The organism is Adlercreutzia sp. ZJ242 (assembly GCF_011038995.1).
GTDB lineage: Bacteria > Actinomycetota > Coriobacteriia > Coriobacteriales > Eggerthellaceae > CAAEEV01.
The window spans coordinates 1-16,532 of record NZ_JAAKEE010000050.1 but is presented as its reverse complement, the minus strand read 5'-3'; the positions used below and the strand labels follow the sequence as shown (position 1 = coordinate 16,532).

The window sequence follows — 16,532 nt, the reverse complement described above, 5'->3', positions numbered from 1 at the left end:
GGGTGCCCAGCGGCGCGCAGGCGCACGCGGGCGCGCCCGTCCGCCCGACGCGCCCGGCGGCGCTCGGGGCGCGCGAGGGCGCTGCGCTAGATTGTATACGATCTAGCGCGCGGCGCAGCCAAAACCGCTACACTAAGAGGCGACGGTGTTTTGCGGGCGCAGCGGCGAGGAGCCGCGCGCTCGGGCTTTGACGAGGGAGAACGGGGTTATGGCGGATTCTGCGCACGTCGCGTCCGACGACGAGGCGATCGAGGGCGAGGTGGCGCGCGCGTCCGCTGCGTCCGCCGGGAGGGCGGCTGCCCAGCCGCGGCTGTGGACGGCCGTGTTCGTGCTCATCGTGCTGCTGACGTTCTGCTGCTTCGTGATGGGGCAGGGGCTGAACGCGGGCACGTCGGTGTTCCTCTCGCGCGTGGGCTACGGCGCGTCGCTCGCGGGCGTGCTCGCGCTGGTGTTCTCGGCCTCGGCGGCGGTCGCGCGCCTGGTCATCGGGCCGATCATCGACGCCGGGAAGTGCTCGCTCGTCATGGTCGCGGGCGCGGTCGTCCTTTTGGCGGGCACGGTCGTGCCTCTTGCGGGGCAGGGCGTGGCGCTCTACGCCGCGAGCCGCGTGCTGCAGGGCGTGGGCTTCGCCATGGCCACCACGGCTGCGTCGACGGCGGCGGCTGACGTGCTGCCGCGGGCGCGCCTGGGCGAGGGCATCGGCTACTACGGGCTCGGGCAGGCGCTCGCCATGTCGGTCGGGCCGGCGCTCGCGCTCTTCCTCGCGGGGACCGACCCCGCGTCGAACCTGTACGCGGGCTTGTCGCTGGTGGCAGTCGCCGGGCTGGCGGTTTCGTTCTTCACGCGCTACGAGCGCAAGCCGCTCGCGCTGCCCGAGACCTCGGCGTTCCGCGAGCGCTGGGAGCGCGCCGAGCGCGCGAAGGCGCAGGTCGCAGCAGCGGAATCACGGGCCGCAAACGCGGAGCCGCAGGCCGCAGCAGCGGAATCGCAGGTCGCGGACGCGAAGGGCCGGCCCTCGGAGCCTGTGAAGGCTCCGGCCGCGAAGCCCGCGAAGGCGCCGTCCTTCTTCGAGCCGCGCGCGCTTCCCGGCGCCATCCCCATGACCATCATGTGCCCCACCTTCGGCTTCGGCATCTTCTTCGTGGGCCTCTACGGCACGCAGATCGGCGTGGCGAACGCGAGCTTGTTCTACACCATCTCGGCCATCAGCATGATCGCCGTGCGCCTGAAGTCGAAGTCGTTCATGGACCGCGTGGCGCCCATCAAGACGTTCACGGTGGCGGTGGCGTGCGGCCTGGTCACGTGCGTGATGCTCTACTTCGGGCCGGCGAGCGACTACGTGTTCTACCTGGCGGGCGTCTTCTACGGGCTCTGCCTCGGCATCAGCCTGCCGCTCAACCAGGCGGTTGCGGTGAAGAACACCCCGCCCGAGCGCTGGGGCGCCACCAACGCGCTGTTCCTGCTGATGAACGACGTGGGCATCGGCCTGGCCAGCGCGCTGTGGGGCTTCACCAACGACGCCTTCGGCTTCGGCGTCACCATCTGCCTGGTGATGGTCTGCCTCGTCGCCTCCTACGTCGCCGCCTGGGTCTTCTACCCCGAGAAGGACCGCGCCTGGAGGTGAGGCGGCAAAGGCGGCGGGCTGCGTCCCGCCATCCCCGCTCGCGCGCAGAAAGCGCCTCTGCGCCCCCGCCCTTTTGCGGCGCCTTTGGGCGCCGACTCTCCCTTCCGCCCCGCTCCGAGGCGCCGGCCTGTCGGCGCGCTACTCCGGCTTGCGGGCCACGTGGACGGCGGCTATGCCGCCCGTGTAGTTCTTCCAGGTGACGTCGCGAAAGCCCGCCTCCTCCATGAGGGCGGCGAGGCCCTGCTGGTCGGGGAAGGCGCGGATCGACTTCGCCAGGTACACGAATCCGTCCTTGTCGCCGGTGATGAGCCCGCCCCAGAACGGGATGAGGTGCTTCAGGTAGAAGCCGTAGAGCGCGCGCCACGCCCGGTTCGGCGGCGTGGAGAACTCGAGGCACACGAGCGCGCCGCCGGGGCGCAGCACGCGGTGCATCTCGGAGAGCGCGCGCGGGCGGTCGGGCATGTTGCGGATGCCGTAGGCCATGGTGACCACGTCGAAGCTCGCGTCGGGGTAGGGGATGTCCTGCGCGTCGACCACCTCGAAGTCGACGGGCACGCCGTTCGCGGCGCCCGCCTCGTGGTGCATGCGCGCCACGTCGAGCATCTCGGGCACCAGGTCGGTGCACTGGATGTGCGCGGGCCGCTTCGCGCGCGCCACCGCGAAGGTGACGTCGCCCGTGCCGCCTGCGATGTCGAGCACCTCGTCAGTCGCGCTGATGGGCGCCTGGCGCATCATGCCGGAGAGCCACAGGCGGTAGGCGCCGAAGCTCGAGACGGCGTTGAACCGCTCGTATTTCCTGGCGATCTGCGAGAAGATGCTCTTCACGCGCTCGGATGAAAGCTCGGCGGGCGCTTCCTCGCCCGTTGCGGTGTCGATGCTCAAGGTGTGTTCTCCCCGGAATCGCGATGGGACCGTCGAGACGCGTCTGGCGTCTCGTATCAAACGCGTCTAGTATATCTGTTTTCATATCCGTTTTCGCGCGCGCATCGCCGCGAAGAAGCGGTACCATAGCCGATTGGATTATTCGCCCTTCCTTCGCACGTTAAGGAGTACCCATGCTGTCCGAGCGCATGCTCACCACCGTTGTCAAGCAGCTCGCCCGCTGCGAGCTGGCGCTGAAGCCCACCGACGAGGCGATGATGCCCGCGCCCGAGCCGGGCCGCAAGTACATGCTCTACATGCACGTGCCGTTCTGCCAGCGCCTGTGCCCGTACTGCAGCTTCAACCGCTACGCCTTCCGCGAGGACGTGGCGCGGCCCTACTTCGCCAACATGCGCAAGGAGATGCTCATGGTGCGCGACCTGGGGTACGACATCGAGAGCATCTACATGGGCGGCGGCACGCCCACCATCATGCTCGACGAGCTGTGCGAGACACTCGACTTGGCCCGCGACATCTGGGACATCAGGGAGGTGGCGTCCGAGACGAACCCGAACCACCTGGTGCAGCCCTACCTCGACGCGCTCAAGGGGCGCGTGCAGCGCCTCTCCGTGGGCGTGCAGAGCTTCAACGACGACCTCTTGAGGCAGATGGACCGCTACGACAAGTACGGCAGCGGCGCGGAGATCTACGAGCGCATCACGGGCGCGCTCCCGTACTTCGACTCGCTGAACGTCGACATGATCTTCAACTTCCCGAGCCAGACCGAGGAGATCCTCTTCGACGACTTGGAGAAGGTCGCCACGTGCGGCGCGCGCCAGACCACGTTCTCGCCGCTGTACGTGTCGCACGGCACCATGAGCAAGATGACGCGCACCTTGGGCAAGATGGACTACCCGCGCGAGTACCGCTACTACCAGATCCTCGACGGCGTGCTCGCGGGAGGGGACGACCCGCTGTTCCACCGCACGACGCTGTGGACCTTCACGCGCAACGGCGCCGACGGGGTGACGCGCGACGGCGCGCCGCAGATCGACGAGTTCCAGACGTTCTACGACCAGTACCCCGCCATCGGGAGCGGCTCCATCACGTACCTGAACCGCAGCCTCTACGTGAACACGTTCAGCATCAAGGAGTACAACGAGGCCATCGAGAGCGGGCGGATGTCGCTCATGGGCCGAAGCGACATGTCCGAGCGCGACCTCATGCGCTACTGCTTCCTGGTGAACCTCTACAAGCTGCGCCTCGACAAGCGCGCCTTCGCGCGCGAGTTCGGCGTGAGCATCGAGCGCGGCCTGCCCGTCGAGCTCGCGTTCATGCGCGCGAACCGCGCGTTCGCCACCGACACGCCCGACGAGCTCACCCTCACGCCGCGCGGCCGCTACCTCGTGGTGGTGATGTACCGCCAGTTCCTGAGCGCCATGAACAACCTGCGCGAGCAGGCGCGCAACGCCCTGTCCGGCCCGGAGCGCGAGCTCCTCTTCGGCGACGGCACCCAGCGGTAGGGAAGGGGAGCCGCCGCGCCCCGGGAGTCTCGCGCCCCGCAGGCGTCTCGTGCCCGCAGGCGCCGCGCCCTGGGAGCCTCGCGCCCACGCGGGGCGGCGGGCGGCATCCCCGCACCCTGCAGGCGCGCCCCCGCGCCCGCGTCCCGCAGACGCCTCACGCCCGCAGGTGGCGCGTCCCGCCTTCAACCGCAAAGAGTGTGTGTTTGGTCGCGGGCGGCGAGGTGGGTTCGCCGCCCAGTGCTATGATACAAATCTGATCCAGTTTCGCGGACACGAAGAAGGTGCCCATGCTTATTTGCGCACAATACGTATTCCCCATAACGTCTGATCCCATCACGGGCGGCGCCGTGCTCGTGCGCGACGGCAAGATCCTCGACGTCGGCAAGGTCGAGATGCTGCGCCTGCGCTACCCCGAGGAGGAGGTGGTCGACTACGGGCTCGCGGCCGTCATGCCGGGGCTGGTCGACCTGCACACGCGCCTCGAGAAGTCGGTGCTGCGCGGCATGGTGGCCGACATGCCCTACGCCTCGTGGATCCTGTCGGTCATCGAGCGCTCGGGTCGCCTCGAGGCGGCCGACTGGTACGACTCCGCCGTCCTCGGCGGCCTCGACGCGCTGGCAAGCGGCATCACCACCATCGCCGACATCACCTCCACGGGCGCGGCGTGCACGGCCACCCAGAAGCTCGGCCTGCGCGGCGTGATGTACCGCGAGGTGGGCGTGATGGACAAGCAGCGCGTGAGCTTCGCCATGCGCTCGGCCGAGAAGGACATCATGCACTGGCGCGAGGAGGTCGACCCCGACCGCGTCACCGTCGGCATCGCCCCGGCGGCCGTGTACGCCACGCACCCGTCGGTGTTCGGGCTCGTGTCGGAGTTCGCCTGCAAGGAGGGCCTGCCGGTGGCCATGCGCCTGGCGGGCAGCCGCGAGGAGTTCAACTTCGTGAAGTACGGCTCCTCGATGTTCTCGGTGCACACCATGGACGAGGCCAAGCGCGGCTACGTGGAGATCCCGCCGTGGATGCCCACGGGCGTGACCCCGGTGCGCTACGCGCTGAACTGGGGCGCGTTCGAGTCGCCCAACGTGCTTCTGGTGCACGCCGTGCACGTCGACGAGGAGGACATCAAGAAGCTGCGCGAGTACGACGTGGCCGTCTGCACCTGCCCGCGCGCGAACGCGCAGCTCGGCATGGGCGTGGCGCCGCTCGGCGCGTTTCTGCGCGCGGGCCTGCGCACCGGCCTCGGCACCGACTCCCCCGCCGCCACCGAGTCGACCGACATGCTCTCCGAGATGCGCGTGGGCATGCTCATCCAGCGCGCGCTCGACACGCGCCGCTTCCTCGACTCCACCACCATGCTCGAGCTCGCCACCATGGGCGGCGCCCGCGCGCTGGGGCTCGAGGACAAGATCGGCTCGCTCGACATCGGCAAGTGCGCCGACCTCATCGCGGTCGACCTGTCGAGCTCGCACCAGTCGGCGGGCGCGAACCCCGTCTCGGCGGTGGTCAACACCTGCTCGGCCTCGGACGTCCTCATGACCATGGTGGACGGCAAGATGCTCTACGAGAAGAACCACTGGCACGTGGACGTGGAGGTTGCGAAGAACATTGCCCGCGTGATCGAGATTCGCACGAAGTTGCGCGTCTAGTTAAGGCATAATAGGCCGCGCGCCGCGGACGAGCCCGTCCGCGTTGCGCCTGCGAGAAGAGAAAGCGTCGAAGGCAAGGCGAAATGGCACAGTCGAAAAAGCATCAGGGCAAGTCGCGCAGCAAGCTCACGCGCGAGCAGAGGGCCGCGCGCGTGAAGGCTGCCGAGGAGCGCGAGCGCCGCGCCGAGCAGCAGCGCGAGCGCGCGGCGCGCACCAAGAAGATCTTCACGGTGGTGGTGTGCGTGATCCTCGTCCTGGCGCTGGGCATCCCCACCATGGCCCTCACCGTGCTGTCGCTCTAGCGATCGTGAAAGGACTCCCAAGTTGTTTGGCATCGGAGGATTCGAGCTCTTCCTCATCCTGCTGTTCGGGTTTCTGATCTTCGGACCTGACAAGCTGCCTGCCATGGCGAAGACCGCCGGCCAGGCCATCGCGAAGTTCCGCAAGGCGCAGGAGGAGATGAGCGGCACGCTCAAGGCCGAGGTGTTCGACAAGGACGCCGACGCCCCGTTCAAGAACCCGCTCGACGTGATCGACAACGCGGCGGCCAAGACGAAGAAGACGGCTGACGCGGCCAAGAAGACGGCGGCCGAGGCGGCCGAGAAGGCCGAGAGCTTCGCCGAGCGCAAGGCGCGCTACGACCGCGAGCGCGCGGCCCGCAAGGCGGCCGAGAAGGAGGCGGCGGAAACCGCGGCGGCTGCGGCTGCGACGGCGGCGGCCGAGCCCGTGGCCGAGGTCGCGGGCAAGGCGGTCGTCGAGGCGGCTGACGCGGCTCCCGCGAGCGCGGACGCGGACGCTTCCGCGGCCGCGGGCGCCTCGAGCGCCGCGACCTCCGCAGGCGCCGCTTCCCCGGAGGCTCCCGCGGGCGCCTCCGCCGACGGAAAGGAGGCATGAGCCATGCCCATCGGTCCGGCACGCATGCCCCTTTTCGACCACCTCGGCGAGCTGCGCATGCGCCTCGTGCGCATCGTGGCGTGCCTCGCCATCGCGGTGGTGGTGTTCTACATGGCGACGCCCATCATGGGCCAGTTCCTGCTTCTGCCCATCGCGGAGTTCCTCCCCATGGACCCGGCGAGCGGCATGGCGTCGCTGCAGGCCATCGACCCGTTCGAGGCGTTCTCCGTGCGCTTCGAGATATCGCTGTTCGCGGGCCTCATCGCCACCTCGCCGGTCATTCTGTGGCAGCTCCTGGCGTTCTTCCTCCCGGCGCTCAAGCCCAAGGAGCGCAGGTGGTTCATCCCCACGTTCGTCGTGGCCGTGCTGCTGTTCATCCTGGGCGTGGTGTTCTGCTACGCCATCATCCTGAACGCGGCGTTCCAGTGGCTCACCGACCAGGCCGCTGGCCTGGGGTACGTGTCGCCGCGCATGTCAACCTACATTGACATCATCATCAAGTTCGAGATCGCCTTCGGCTTCGCCTTCGAGCTGCCGCTCGTGATCTTCTACCTGGTCATCTTCGACGTGGTCCCGTACAAGAAGCTCAGGCAGAGCTGGCGCACCATCTACGTGGTGCTCATGGTCCTCTGCGCCATGGTCACGCCCGATGCCTCGCCGGTCACCATGATGCTCATGTTCGCCGCGATGGTCGGCCTCTACGAGGTCAGCCTGGCGATGGCGCGCGTCGTGCTCGCGCGGCGCATCAAGCGGCAGAACGAAGAGCTTGCGGCGGAAGAGGACGAGTAGCATGCACGAGCTGGGAATCATGACGGGCGTCCTGGAGGCGTCCACCACGGCGGCGCGCGACGCGGGAGCCACCAAGCTTCTCGGCGTGAGGCTCTCCATCGGCGAGATGACCGAGGCCATCGAGGACGCGCTCGTGTTCGCGTGGGAGGCGCTCACCGAGGACGACCCGTTCACGCAGGGCGCCGCGCTCGAGGTGAACATGGTGAGGCCGAAAAGCCGCTGCCTCGAGTGCGGGGCGGAGTTCGAGCACGACCGCTTCCACATGTTCTGCCCGGAATGCGACAGCTTCGCCACCGAGCTCATAGCCGGCCGAGAGATGCAGATCGACTCGATCGAAGTCGACCTGCCGGATGAGGAGTAACCGATGCAAATCGACATCAAGCAGCCCATTCTGGACAAGAACGACACGCTGGCCGCCGAGCTGCGCGCCCGCTTCGCCGCCAACCACGTGTTCGTGCTCGACCTTCTGGCCAGCCCCGGCTCGGGCAAGACGTCCACCATCCTCGCCACCATCGACGCGCTGCGCGACGAGTTCAACATCGCCGTGATCGAGGGCGACATCGCCTCGAGCGTGGACGCGGAGAAGATCAAGGCGCAGGGCATCGCCGCCGTGCAGATCAACACGGGCGGGGCGTGCCATCTTGAGAGCGCCATGGTCAAGCGCGCAGTTGACGTGCTCGACCTCGAGCGGCTCGACCTCATCATCATCGAGAACGTGGGCAACCTCGTGTGCCCCACCGACTTCGACCTCGGCGAGAACGCCAAGGTGATGATCCTCTCGGTGCCCGAGGGCGATGACAAGCCGCTCAAGTACCCCGGCGTGTTCCAGATCGCCGAGGCTGTGGTGCTCAACAAGGTGGACACCATGCCCGTGTTCGACTTCGACCGCGAGGCGTTCGACGCCTCCGTGCGCCAGCTGAACCCGGGCGCGCCCATCTTCCCCATAGCCGCCACGAAGGGCGACGGCGTGGACGCGTGGGCCAACTGGCTCGCATCGAGGATACGCTGCTGCTAAGCGCAGTTGCGAGCTGCGTCGACGCTGCGGCTCCTTGCGACGCCGATGACTTTTCCGGCCCTCGTGGTTTCGCAACATGGCGGAAACACGGGGGCTTCATACTGTTCTCGCTAGCTCACTCACTCGCAAGCGAAGAGGGAAATGGAGAGGGGAGGGCCCCATGCAGCCCCAGCAGATGTACCAAGCGTGCGTCGACGCCCTGCGCGCCTACGTGCGCGGCGCGGGATTCGAGGACGTCGTCATCGGGTTGTCGGGCGGCATCGACTCGAGCGTGGTGGCCGTGATGGCGGTTGACGCCTTCGGGGCGGACCACGTGCACGGGGTCCTGCTCCCCGGGCCCTACTCGTCGGACCACTCGGTCGACGACGCCGAGGCGCTTGCCGCCAACCTCGGCATTGACGTGCGCACCGTGTCGATCTGCGAGCCGTTCGAGGCGTTCGAGCACGTGCTCGCGCGCGCGTGCGGCGGCGAGCTCGCGGGCCTCGCGGCCGAGAACACGCAGGCGCGCTGCCGCATGGTGTGTCTCATGGCCATCTCGAACGCCCGCGGCTGGATGATGCTGAACACGGGCAACAAGTCCGAGGCGTGCATGGGCTACTCCACGCTCTACGGCGACACCGCGGGCGCGTTCGCCCCGATGGGCGGCGTGTACAAGACCGACGTGTACGCCATGGCGCGCTGGCGCAACCGCCGCGCTGCCGAGGAGGGCGCGACGCTGCCCATCCCCGTGAACGTGTTCGTGAAGCCGCCGAGCGCCGAGCTCGCGCCGAACCAGAGCGACGAGGACTCCATGGGGATCGACTACGCCACGCTCGACGCGATCCTTGTATCCTACGTGGAGCGCGGGCGCGACGCCGCCGCCCTCGTCGCGGAGGGGTTTGACGCCGCGCAGGTCGACTACGTGATCCGCCGCACGGACTCCTACGCGTTCAAGCGCGCCCTCGAGCCGCCCTGCCCGGACGTGAGGTTCTACGAATAAAGTGCTAAGCGCTGGCGCGCTTGCTCTTAATGCCACGAGGCTTGATCGCTCCCGCATATTATGACGCGGACACACGCGCCTGCGCTCACAAGTGTGGGTACGCTGCGTTCCTGCATGCCATCCCGGGCGGCAGGCTGTCTTGCGTGTCATTTCGTATGACATACGGTCTCCTCGCATCATTCTGAGCGGAGCGCCCGGAGGGCGCGGAGTCGAAGGATCTGATCGCGAGTCAGGCGCGCACGCGGGCGCGCTGTGCCCGGGACCAGATCCTTCGACCCGCTTCGCTCGCTCAGTATGACGCGCGGGGGGGGGCAGCTTCACTTGGGACGACGTAAGGGCGGCGACTCGCTCGGAATGACATGAAGAGCATTCTCGCTCGGGGCGCTACGGGGGGCGGCTTGCTCGGGATGACACGGCGGGCGTCGACTCACTTGGGATGACATAGGGGAGGGCGACCTGCTCAGGACGACGTAAGGGGGCAGCCGCGCTCGGGATGGCATAGGAGGGAACGGCGCCGAAGAGGTTCTGGGCCCTTCGCGTTGAGGGGCGTGCAGATTTTCAGGGCTGTTTTGGCAGAAATCTTCAGATATTGGTCGTCTCATCGCTAGGTTTTGGGGGTCAGCTCGTGGATGAGAATTCCTGACCTGCGGATATGTTGAGCGCTGCGAGGCGTGAGCCTCTCGATTGGCGATGTTTCGGCCTTGGAGAGACAAATATCTGAAGATTTCTGCCAAAATGCCCTACCAAATCTGCACGATGCTCTGGCTCTGGCCCCGACGCTGGCCTCAGCGCCGCGCGATGTGCGCGGCTGCGCCACTTGCCACGCGCTGCCTCCCAATATGGCGAACGCGTGAAAATACGCGCGCCCTTCGCCGGGATTTCCCCAAAGCGCTTGCATCCTCGAAGAGGGCTGGTATCATAGCTCACGTCTTTAGCACTCGCACCCATTGAGTGCTAGCACTCGCACAACGCGAGTGTTCAAAAGGTAACAGGCGGCAACGCTTTAACTCGAATGAAAGGAAGGCAGCGCTATGAATCTGAAGCCTTTGGGCGACCGCGTCATCATCCGTGCCGACGAGGCCGAGACCACCACGGCATCGGGGCTGTACCTGGCCACCGAGTCCAAGGAGAAGCCCCAGACCGGCACCGTTCTGGCCGTGGGCGAGGGCAAGCTCGACAAGGACGGCAACAGGATCGAGGTGCCCGTCAAGGTGGGCGACCGCGTGCTCTACGGCAAGTACGGCGGGACCGAGGTCACGGTTGACGGCGAGGACGTGCTGATCATGCGCGCCGACGACCTCTACGCTGTCTTCGCGTAAGGCAACCTGACGGCTTTCCGTGGCGGCCGCCTCGCCGTCCGAACCCGTCGCTGGGCTCGGACGCGGCGCGAAGGCCGCTTGCCTCGCGCAGTCGGTCTCTCACGGCTCTGCGACTCACCACGAGAAGCCTGTGATTATCGTTGTTGAATCTCTTTCTGAAAGGAAGACGCATACATGGCTAAGGAAATCAAGTTCGAGGCGGACGCGCGCAGCGGTCTCGCCACCGGCGTCAGCAAGCTCGCCGCCGCCGTCAAGGTCACCCTCGGGCCCAAGGGCCGCTACGTGGCGCTTGAGAAGTCCTACGGCGCGCCGGTCATCACCAACGACGGCGTGACGGTGGCCAAGGAGGTCGAGCTCGAGGATCCCATCGAGAACATGGGCGCCCAGCTCGTGCGCGAGGTTGCCGTGAAGACCAACGACGTCGCGGGCGACGGCACCACCACCGCCACCCTGCTCGCCGACGTCATCGTGTCCGAGGGCCTGAAGAACGTCACCGCCGGCACCGACGCGCTCGGCATCCGCCGCGGCATCGAGAAGGCCACCGACGCGGTGGTCAACGCCATCAAGGACGCGGCCACCCCGGTCTCCACCAAGGAGCAGATCGCCAACGTCGGCACCATCTCCGCGGGCGACGCCGAGATCGGCGAGAAGATCGCCGAGGCCATGGACCGCGTGGGGCATGACGGCGCCATCTCCGTCGAGGAGTCCCAGACCTTCGGCATCGAGATGGACATCGTCGAGGGCATGCAGTACGACCGCGGCTACATCTCCCCGTACATGGCCACCGACATGGAGAAGATGGAGGCCGTCCTCAAGGACCCCTACATCATGCTCACCGACCAGAAGGTCTCCAACGTGCAGGACTTCGTGCCGCTGCTCGAGGAGGTCATGCGCTCCGGCCGCCCGCTGTTCCTCGTTGCCGAGGACGTCGAGGGCGAGGCGCTCGCCACGCTGCTGCTCAACAAGCTGCGCGGTACCATCAACGTGGTCGCCATCAAGGCTCCCGGCTTCGGTGACCGCCGCAAGCGCATCCTCGAGGACATCGCCGCCGTCACCGGCGCGCAGGTGATCGACAAGGACTTCGGCATGACGCTCGCCGACGCCACCGTCGACATGCTCGGCACCGCCAAGACCGTCAAGGTCACCAAGGACAACGCCCTCATCGTGGACGGCGCGGGCGACAAGGCCGCCATCGACGCCCGCATCGGCCAGATCAAGGCCGAGCTCGAGCGCTGCGAGTCCGACTTCGACCGCGAGAAGCTCCAGGAGCGCCTCTCCAAGCTCTCCGGCGGCGTGGCCGTGCTCAAGGTGGGCGCTGCGACCGAGTCCGAGCTCAAGGAGAAGAAGTCCCGCATCGAGGACGCGCTGCAGGCGACGCGCGCGGCCGTCGAGGAGGGCATCGTGGCCGGCGGCGGCGTGGCGCTCGTGAACGCCATCCCCGCGCTCGACGCCATCGAGGCCGACGACGAGGAGACGGTCGGCGTGGCCATCATCCGCAAGGCGCTCGAGGCCCCGATGCGCGCGATCGCCGAGAACGCGGGCTACGAGGGCTCCGTCGAGGTCGCCGAGGTCAAGAAGGCCGAGGCCGGCTGGGGCCGCAACTACAAGACGGGCGCGTGCGGCGACATGATCGCCATGGGCGTGAACGACCCGGTGAAGGTCACCCGCACGGCGCTGCAGTCCGCGGCCTCCGTGGCCAGCCTGATCCTCATCACCGAGGCCACCATCAACGAGATCCCGAAGGAGGGTCCGGACCTGTCCGCGCTCGCCGGCGCGATGCAGGGCGGCGGCGGAATGTACTAAGCTCTTGTTCCGCTCGTCCTGACGGACGAGCGGAATAGCTCGACGCTGCGAAGGGCTGAGGCACCCACCCTTGCCCCTTAAGCAAGACGCGGCGCGCACCGAAGTGCGCTTGGTCTTGCGGCGGGGCAACTGCGGGCACCTCAGCCCTTCTCGCTGACGTTACGAACGAGTTGCAAGTTTCACCGTTATAGGGAGCGCCTGTTTGCAGGCGCTCCCTTGCGCTAGAATGTGACAGCTATGGAAGAGATCACGCACATCATCACGCATACGCTCGAGCACGCGGTTGCCGACACGCTCTACCTGATCCCGTTCCTGTTCGTGACGTATGTGGCCATGGAGTGGCTCGAGCACGCCTCGGGCAAGCGCACGCAGGAGGCGGTGCAGCGCGCGGGGGCGGCGGGCCCGCTCGTCGGAGCGCTGCTCGGCGCGGTGCCCCAGTGCGGCTTCTCGGCGGCCGCGTCCACGCTGTACGCGGGTCGCGTGGTCACGCTCGGCACGCTGTTCGCGGTGCTTCTGTCCACTTCCGACGAGATGCTGCCGATCTTTCTGGCCGAGCAGGTCCCGCCCCTGACCATCGTGAAGGTCGTGGGCGCGAAGGTGATCATCGGCCTGTGCATGGGGTTCGTGGTGGACGCCGCGCTGCGCTTGGCCCAGCGCGACAAGCAGCGCCTGCGCATCCACGAGCTCTGCGAGCGCGACCGCTGCCGCTGCGCGGGCGACTGCGCCACGTGCGCGGACAACCCCGAGCTGGTCTACGAGCACCGCGATGACTGCGCTCACGGCTGCACGCACGAGCATCATGCGCACGACCACGCGCATGACCATGACCACGCCCACGGGTGGGCCGGCATCGCGAAGAGCGCGCTCGTGCACACCGTGCAGGTCACGGCCTTCATCTTCGCTATCACGCTCGTGCTCAACGGCGTGCTCGAGGTGGTGGGCGAGGACGCGCTCGCCCGCGTGATCGGCGCGAACGAGGCGCTCTCGGTGCTCGCGTCGGCGCTCGTGGGCCTCATCCCCAACTGCGCGGCCAGCGTGGTGATCGCGCAGCTCTACCTGGAGGGCGTGCTCGGCGCGGGCGCCATGATGGCGGGCCTTCTGGTGTCGGCCGGCGTGGGCCTGCTCGTCCTCGTGCGCGCCAACCGCCACGCGCGTGAGAACCTCGCGATCATCGGCGTGCTCTACGCAACCGGCGTGGCCTGGGGCCTTATAATCAACGCATTGGGAATCGTCTTCTAGGAACAGACAACAGGAGGCCTCATGGCTACACTCAACGCGGGCATGACGCGCGAGGCGGCGTTCGAGCTGCTCTGCGCGCACAACAAGGAGCCGTTCCACATCGAGCACGGCGAGACGGTCGAGGCCACCATGCGCTACTTCGCGCGCGAGTTCGACCCCGAGAACGAGGAGTTCTGGGGCATCGTGGGCCTGCTGCACGACCTCGACTGGGAGGAGCACGACGACGAGCCCGAGATGCACACCATCTACGCCGCGGCCGACATAGAGGCGGCCGGCGGCACGCCCGAGCTCATCCGCGCCATCCAGAGCCACACGTCCGACTACAACCCCGAGCTGCCCCGCCCGGAGCTTGAGATGGAGAAGATCCTGTTCGCCGCCGAGGAGCTCACCGGGCTCATCGGCGCGGCGGTGGTCATGCGCCCGAGCAGGAGCGTCATGGACTTCGAGGTGAAGTCGCTCAAGAAGAAGTTCAAGGACAAGCGCTTCGCCGCCGGCGTCAGCCGCGACGTCATCCGCGAGGGCGCGGCGTTGCTCGGCTGGGAGCTCGACGAGCTTTTCGACCGCACCATCAAGGCCATGCAGTCCTTCGCGCCCGATAAGGACACGTTCGGGAAGGAGTAGCGGGGAAGGCGCCCCCGCGCGCCTCACGCCCCCTTCCGCTCGACGAGGAAGAGCAGCCCCAGGGCGACGAGCGCCACCGCGGCCATGATGAGGAACAGGTTCTCGTACCCCACCGCAGGCGCGAGCATGCCGAGGATGACGGGGCCTACGCCCACGCCGACGTCCAGGCAGATGTAGAACGTGGAGTTCGCCAAGCTCAGGCGCGCGTCGGGCGTGGCGCGCACCGCCATGGCGAGCCCGCTCGACTGCACGGTGCCCACGCCGAACCCCAGGAAGAGCGCTGCGAGCAGGATCATCCAGCCCGCATGCGCGAGCCCCAGCACCACCATGCCGAGCGCGAACGACAGAAACGCTGGCACCATGACGCAGCGCGCGCCCTTGCGGTCGAACGTGCGCCCGGTGAAGGGACGCGTGACGAACATGATGAGGGCGTACACTACGAAGAAGAAGCTCGCCGCCTGCACGAGGCCAAGGCTCGCGGCGTAGGGCGTGAGGAAGGTGAGCAGGCTCGAGTACCCGAAGAACACGAGCCCGCACACGAGCGAGATGGGCAGCACGGGAAGCTCCAGCACGCGGCTTGCGAGCGCTGCCGCGCCGCGCGCCCCGTCTGCGCCTGCCGACCTCGTGCCCGACGCTCCCGACGCGCCTGACGCTGCCGGCTCCGCTCCCTTCGCCCCCTTCGCGCCCTCCTTCGGCACGCGCAGAGTGAGCGCGCCGAGGAGCGCCGCTGCGGCGGTGGCCGCGGCGAGCACGAACAGCAGGCGGAAGTCGTAGCTCGTCGACACGAAGATGCCGATGCTCGGCCCCACGGCGGAGCCCAGCGTCACCGACAGCATGTAGTAGCCCACGCCCTCGCCCTTGCGCTCGTGCGGCACCATGGAGGTGACCACGGTCGTGATGGCGGTCGAGCACATGCCGTACGCGACGCCGTGCAGAAGGCGGATGGCGAACAGCACGGGCAGCGCCGCGCCGCTCAGGTACAGGCACGAGAACAGTATCTCGAAGCACGCGCCCGCGACGAGGACGCGCTTGCGCCCGAGCCGCTCGACGATCGGCCCGCTGGCGAAGCGCGCCACGAGCGTGCCTATGATGAAGATGCTCGCGCAGAACGCGGCGAGCGAGGCGGGCGCGGCGTAGGCGTCCATGGCGTAGGTGGTCATGACCACCATGAGCATGTAGTAGTTCACCATGAGCACGAAGTTGACCAGCGTGCCCACGATGAAGTCGCGCGTCCACAGGCGCGCCGCGCCAGGTTGTTCGCTTTCCGACATCAGCGTGCGCCAGCCTCTTTCGCCACCAGCACCGAGAGGGGGGAGTCCTTGGTGACCGCGTAGCTCACGCTGCCGAGGTAGCCCTTCACGCCCCCCTTGCCGCGGCTGCCCATGATGATGAGGTCGCAGCCCTCCTCGACGGCGCACCGCACGATGAGGTCAGCGGGGGAGGTCCCCTTCAAGAGCTTCACGGTCGCGGGGTTGCGGGAGCTGTCGGCGATGCTCTGCAGCTCGCCCTGCACGCGCTCGGCGTCCTCGGCGATGACGCTGTTGATGCCGACCGAGTCGGCGCCCGCCGAGTAGAGCCGCATCACGTGCACGAGCAGAAGCTCGATGCGCTCGCTGGGCTTGGCCACCTCAAGCGCCAGGTCGATCGCCGCGCGCGAGGGCGCCGAGCCGTCGTACGCCACCAGTATCTTGTTGCACCACATGAGTTCCTCCTTCAAGCCGTCCGCCCTGCCGGAGCCGTCCGCCCTGGGCCCGCTGCGGGCTCGCTCCAGGTCCGCAGCAGCCCCAGGGCGGGCTCGCTCCAAGTTCGCAGCGGGCCGCAGCAGCCCCAGGGCGGGTCCGCAGCAGGTCCGCCCCGGGCCTGATCGGGTCTGCCTTGGGGCTATTGTAGTCCCGCAGCTGCGCGCGTGCGGGCCTTTTCGGCGTGGAGCACCCGCCGAAACGCAGCCGAAACGCCGCCGAGGCGCCACCGCGGCGCGCCCGAAACATTTCGCACGGCGTAACGTTTTTGGGGAGGTATAGCGACTCCGGCGACGAGGGCAGCCGCCAGGCTGGCCGACAAGCCGGAGCGAGGCGAAGGGGGCTCCCCTAATCCCGTCTTTGACACCGGCGAACGGTAGTCGACTTCATATCCCCAGCTAACAGGCCTGTTAGCTGGGATTCAGACAGGTTTACCCTTTGGTACTTTTTACCTTGGCGCTGTGCGCGGCTGTGAGCACT

Annotated in this window: 16 protein-coding genes; 13 read left to right on the top strand and 3 right to left on the bottom strand. The window is 67.7% G+C overall.

Annotated features, from left to right (window positions below):
* Positions 1–208: 208 nt before the first annotated feature.
* Positions 209–1,624 carry an MFS transporter gene (locus G7Y49_RS12130; RefSeq protein WP_206214630.1) on the top strand — a complete coding sequence of 472 codons (1,416 nt, stop codon included), beginning with the start codon at positions 209–211 and terminating at the stop codon, positions 1,622–1,624.
* Between the two features lie 138 nt (positions 1,625–1,762).
* On the opposite strand, the gene G7Y49_RS09960 is transcribed toward G7Y49_RS12130, so the two are convergent.
* Positions 1,763–2,506 (bottom strand): class I SAM-dependent methyltransferase, encoded by a 744-nt coding sequence (locus tag G7Y49_RS09960; protein ID WP_165173391.1) that lies wholly within the window; start codon positions 2,504–2,506, stop codon positions 1,763–1,765.
* Positions 2,507–2,679: 173 nt separating this feature from the next.
* Here G7Y49_RS09960 and G7Y49_RS09955 point away from each other — a divergent pair, with 173 nt between their 5' ends.
* The 12 genes from G7Y49_RS09955 to G7Y49_RS09900 all read left to right on the top strand — a co-directional run bounded on the left by G7Y49_RS09955 (position 2,680) and on the right by G7Y49_RS09900 (position 14,313).
* A complete protein-coding gene (locus G7Y49_RS09955; RefSeq protein ID WP_165173389.1) occupies positions 2,680–4,008 on the top strand; it encodes a coproporphyrinogen III oxidase family protein in 1,329 nt (442 codons plus the stop codon).
* Positions 4,009–4,295: 287 nt separating this feature from the next.
* Positions 4,296–5,654 (top strand): amidohydrolase family protein, encoded by a 1,359-nt coding sequence (locus G7Y49_RS09950; RefSeq protein ID WP_165173387.1) that lies wholly within the window; start codon positions 4,296–4,298, stop codon positions 5,652–5,654.
* An 83-nt stretch (positions 5,655–5,737) separates the two neighbouring features.
* Positions 5,738–5,956, top strand: coding sequence for a CASC3 protein CASC3 (locus G7Y49_RS09945; RefSeq protein ID WP_165173385.1), 219 nt, complete (start codon positions 5,738–5,740; stop codon positions 5,954–5,956).
* A gap of 22 nt (positions 5,957–5,978) precedes the next feature.
* Positions 5,979–6,548, top strand: coding sequence for a twin-arginine translocase TatA/TatE family subunit (locus G7Y49_RS09940; protein ID WP_165173383.1), 570 nt, complete (start codon positions 5,979–5,981; stop codon positions 6,546–6,548).
* A 3-nt stretch (positions 6,549–6,551) separates the two neighbouring features.
* Complete coding sequence (tatC, locus tag G7Y49_RS09935) at positions 6,552–7,337, top strand: twin-arginine translocase subunit TatC (protein WP_165173381.1); 786 nt, start codon at positions 6,552–6,554, stop codon at positions 7,335–7,337.
* 1 nt (position 7,338) lies between these two features.
* Positions 7,339–7,698, top strand: coding sequence for a hydrogenase maturation nickel metallochaperone HypA (locus G7Y49_RS09930; RefSeq protein WP_165173379.1), 360 nt, complete (start codon positions 7,339–7,341; stop codon positions 7,696–7,698).
* 3 nt (positions 7,699–7,701) lie between these two features.
* Positions 7,702–8,352 (top strand): hydrogenase nickel incorporation protein HypB, encoded by a 651-nt coding sequence (hypB, locus tag G7Y49_RS09925; RefSeq protein WP_165173377.1) that lies wholly within the window; start codon positions 7,702–7,704, stop codon positions 8,350–8,352.
* A 160-nt stretch (positions 8,353–8,512) separates the two neighbouring features.
* Positions 8,513–9,331, top strand: coding sequence for an NAD(+) synthase (nadE, locus tag G7Y49_RS09920; RefSeq protein ID WP_165173375.1), 819 nt, complete (start codon positions 8,513–8,515; stop codon positions 9,329–9,331).
* 1,031 nt (positions 9,332–10,362) lie between these two features.
* Positions 10,363–10,650 carry a co-chaperone GroES gene (gene groES, locus G7Y49_RS09915; RefSeq protein ID WP_165173373.1) on the top strand — a complete coding sequence of 96 codons (288 nt, stop codon included), beginning with the start codon at positions 10,363–10,365 and terminating at the stop codon, positions 10,648–10,650.
* A 174-nt stretch (positions 10,651–10,824) separates the two neighbouring features.
* Complete coding sequence (gene groL, locus G7Y49_RS09910; protein WP_165173371.1) at positions 10,825–12,453, top strand: chaperonin GroEL; 1,629 nt, start codon at positions 10,825–10,827, stop codon at positions 12,451–12,453.
* Between the two features lie 237 nt (positions 12,454–12,690).
* A complete protein-coding gene (locus G7Y49_RS09905) occupies positions 12,691–13,692 on the top strand; it encodes a putative manganese transporter (RefSeq protein WP_165173369.1) in 1,002 nt (333 codons plus the stop codon).
* Between the two features lie 21 nt (positions 13,693–13,713).
* Positions 13,714–14,313 (top strand): HD family phosphohydrolase, encoded by a 600-nt coding sequence (locus G7Y49_RS09900; RefSeq protein ID WP_165173367.1) that lies wholly within the window; start codon positions 13,714–13,716, stop codon positions 14,311–14,313.
* Between the two features lie 23 nt (positions 14,314–14,336).
* Here G7Y49_RS09900 and G7Y49_RS09895 read toward each other — a convergent pair whose 3' ends face one another.
* Together G7Y49_RS09895 and G7Y49_RS09890 are read right to left on the bottom strand one after the other, a co-directional pair.
* Positions 14,337–15,584 (bottom strand): MFS transporter, encoded by a 1,248-nt coding sequence (locus tag G7Y49_RS09895; RefSeq protein WP_165173365.1) that lies wholly within the window; start codon positions 15,582–15,584, stop codon positions 14,337–14,339.
* The gene (locus tag G7Y49_RS09890) at positions 15,584–16,015 is read right to left on the bottom strand and encodes a universal stress protein (protein WP_165173363.1); all 432 of its coding nucleotides are present in this window, start codon (positions 16,013–16,015) and stop codon (positions 15,584–15,586) included. Before G7Y49_RS09890 ends, G7Y49_RS09895 begins: the two co-directional genes overlap by 1 nt.
* Positions 16,016–16,532 lie beyond the last annotated feature (517 nt).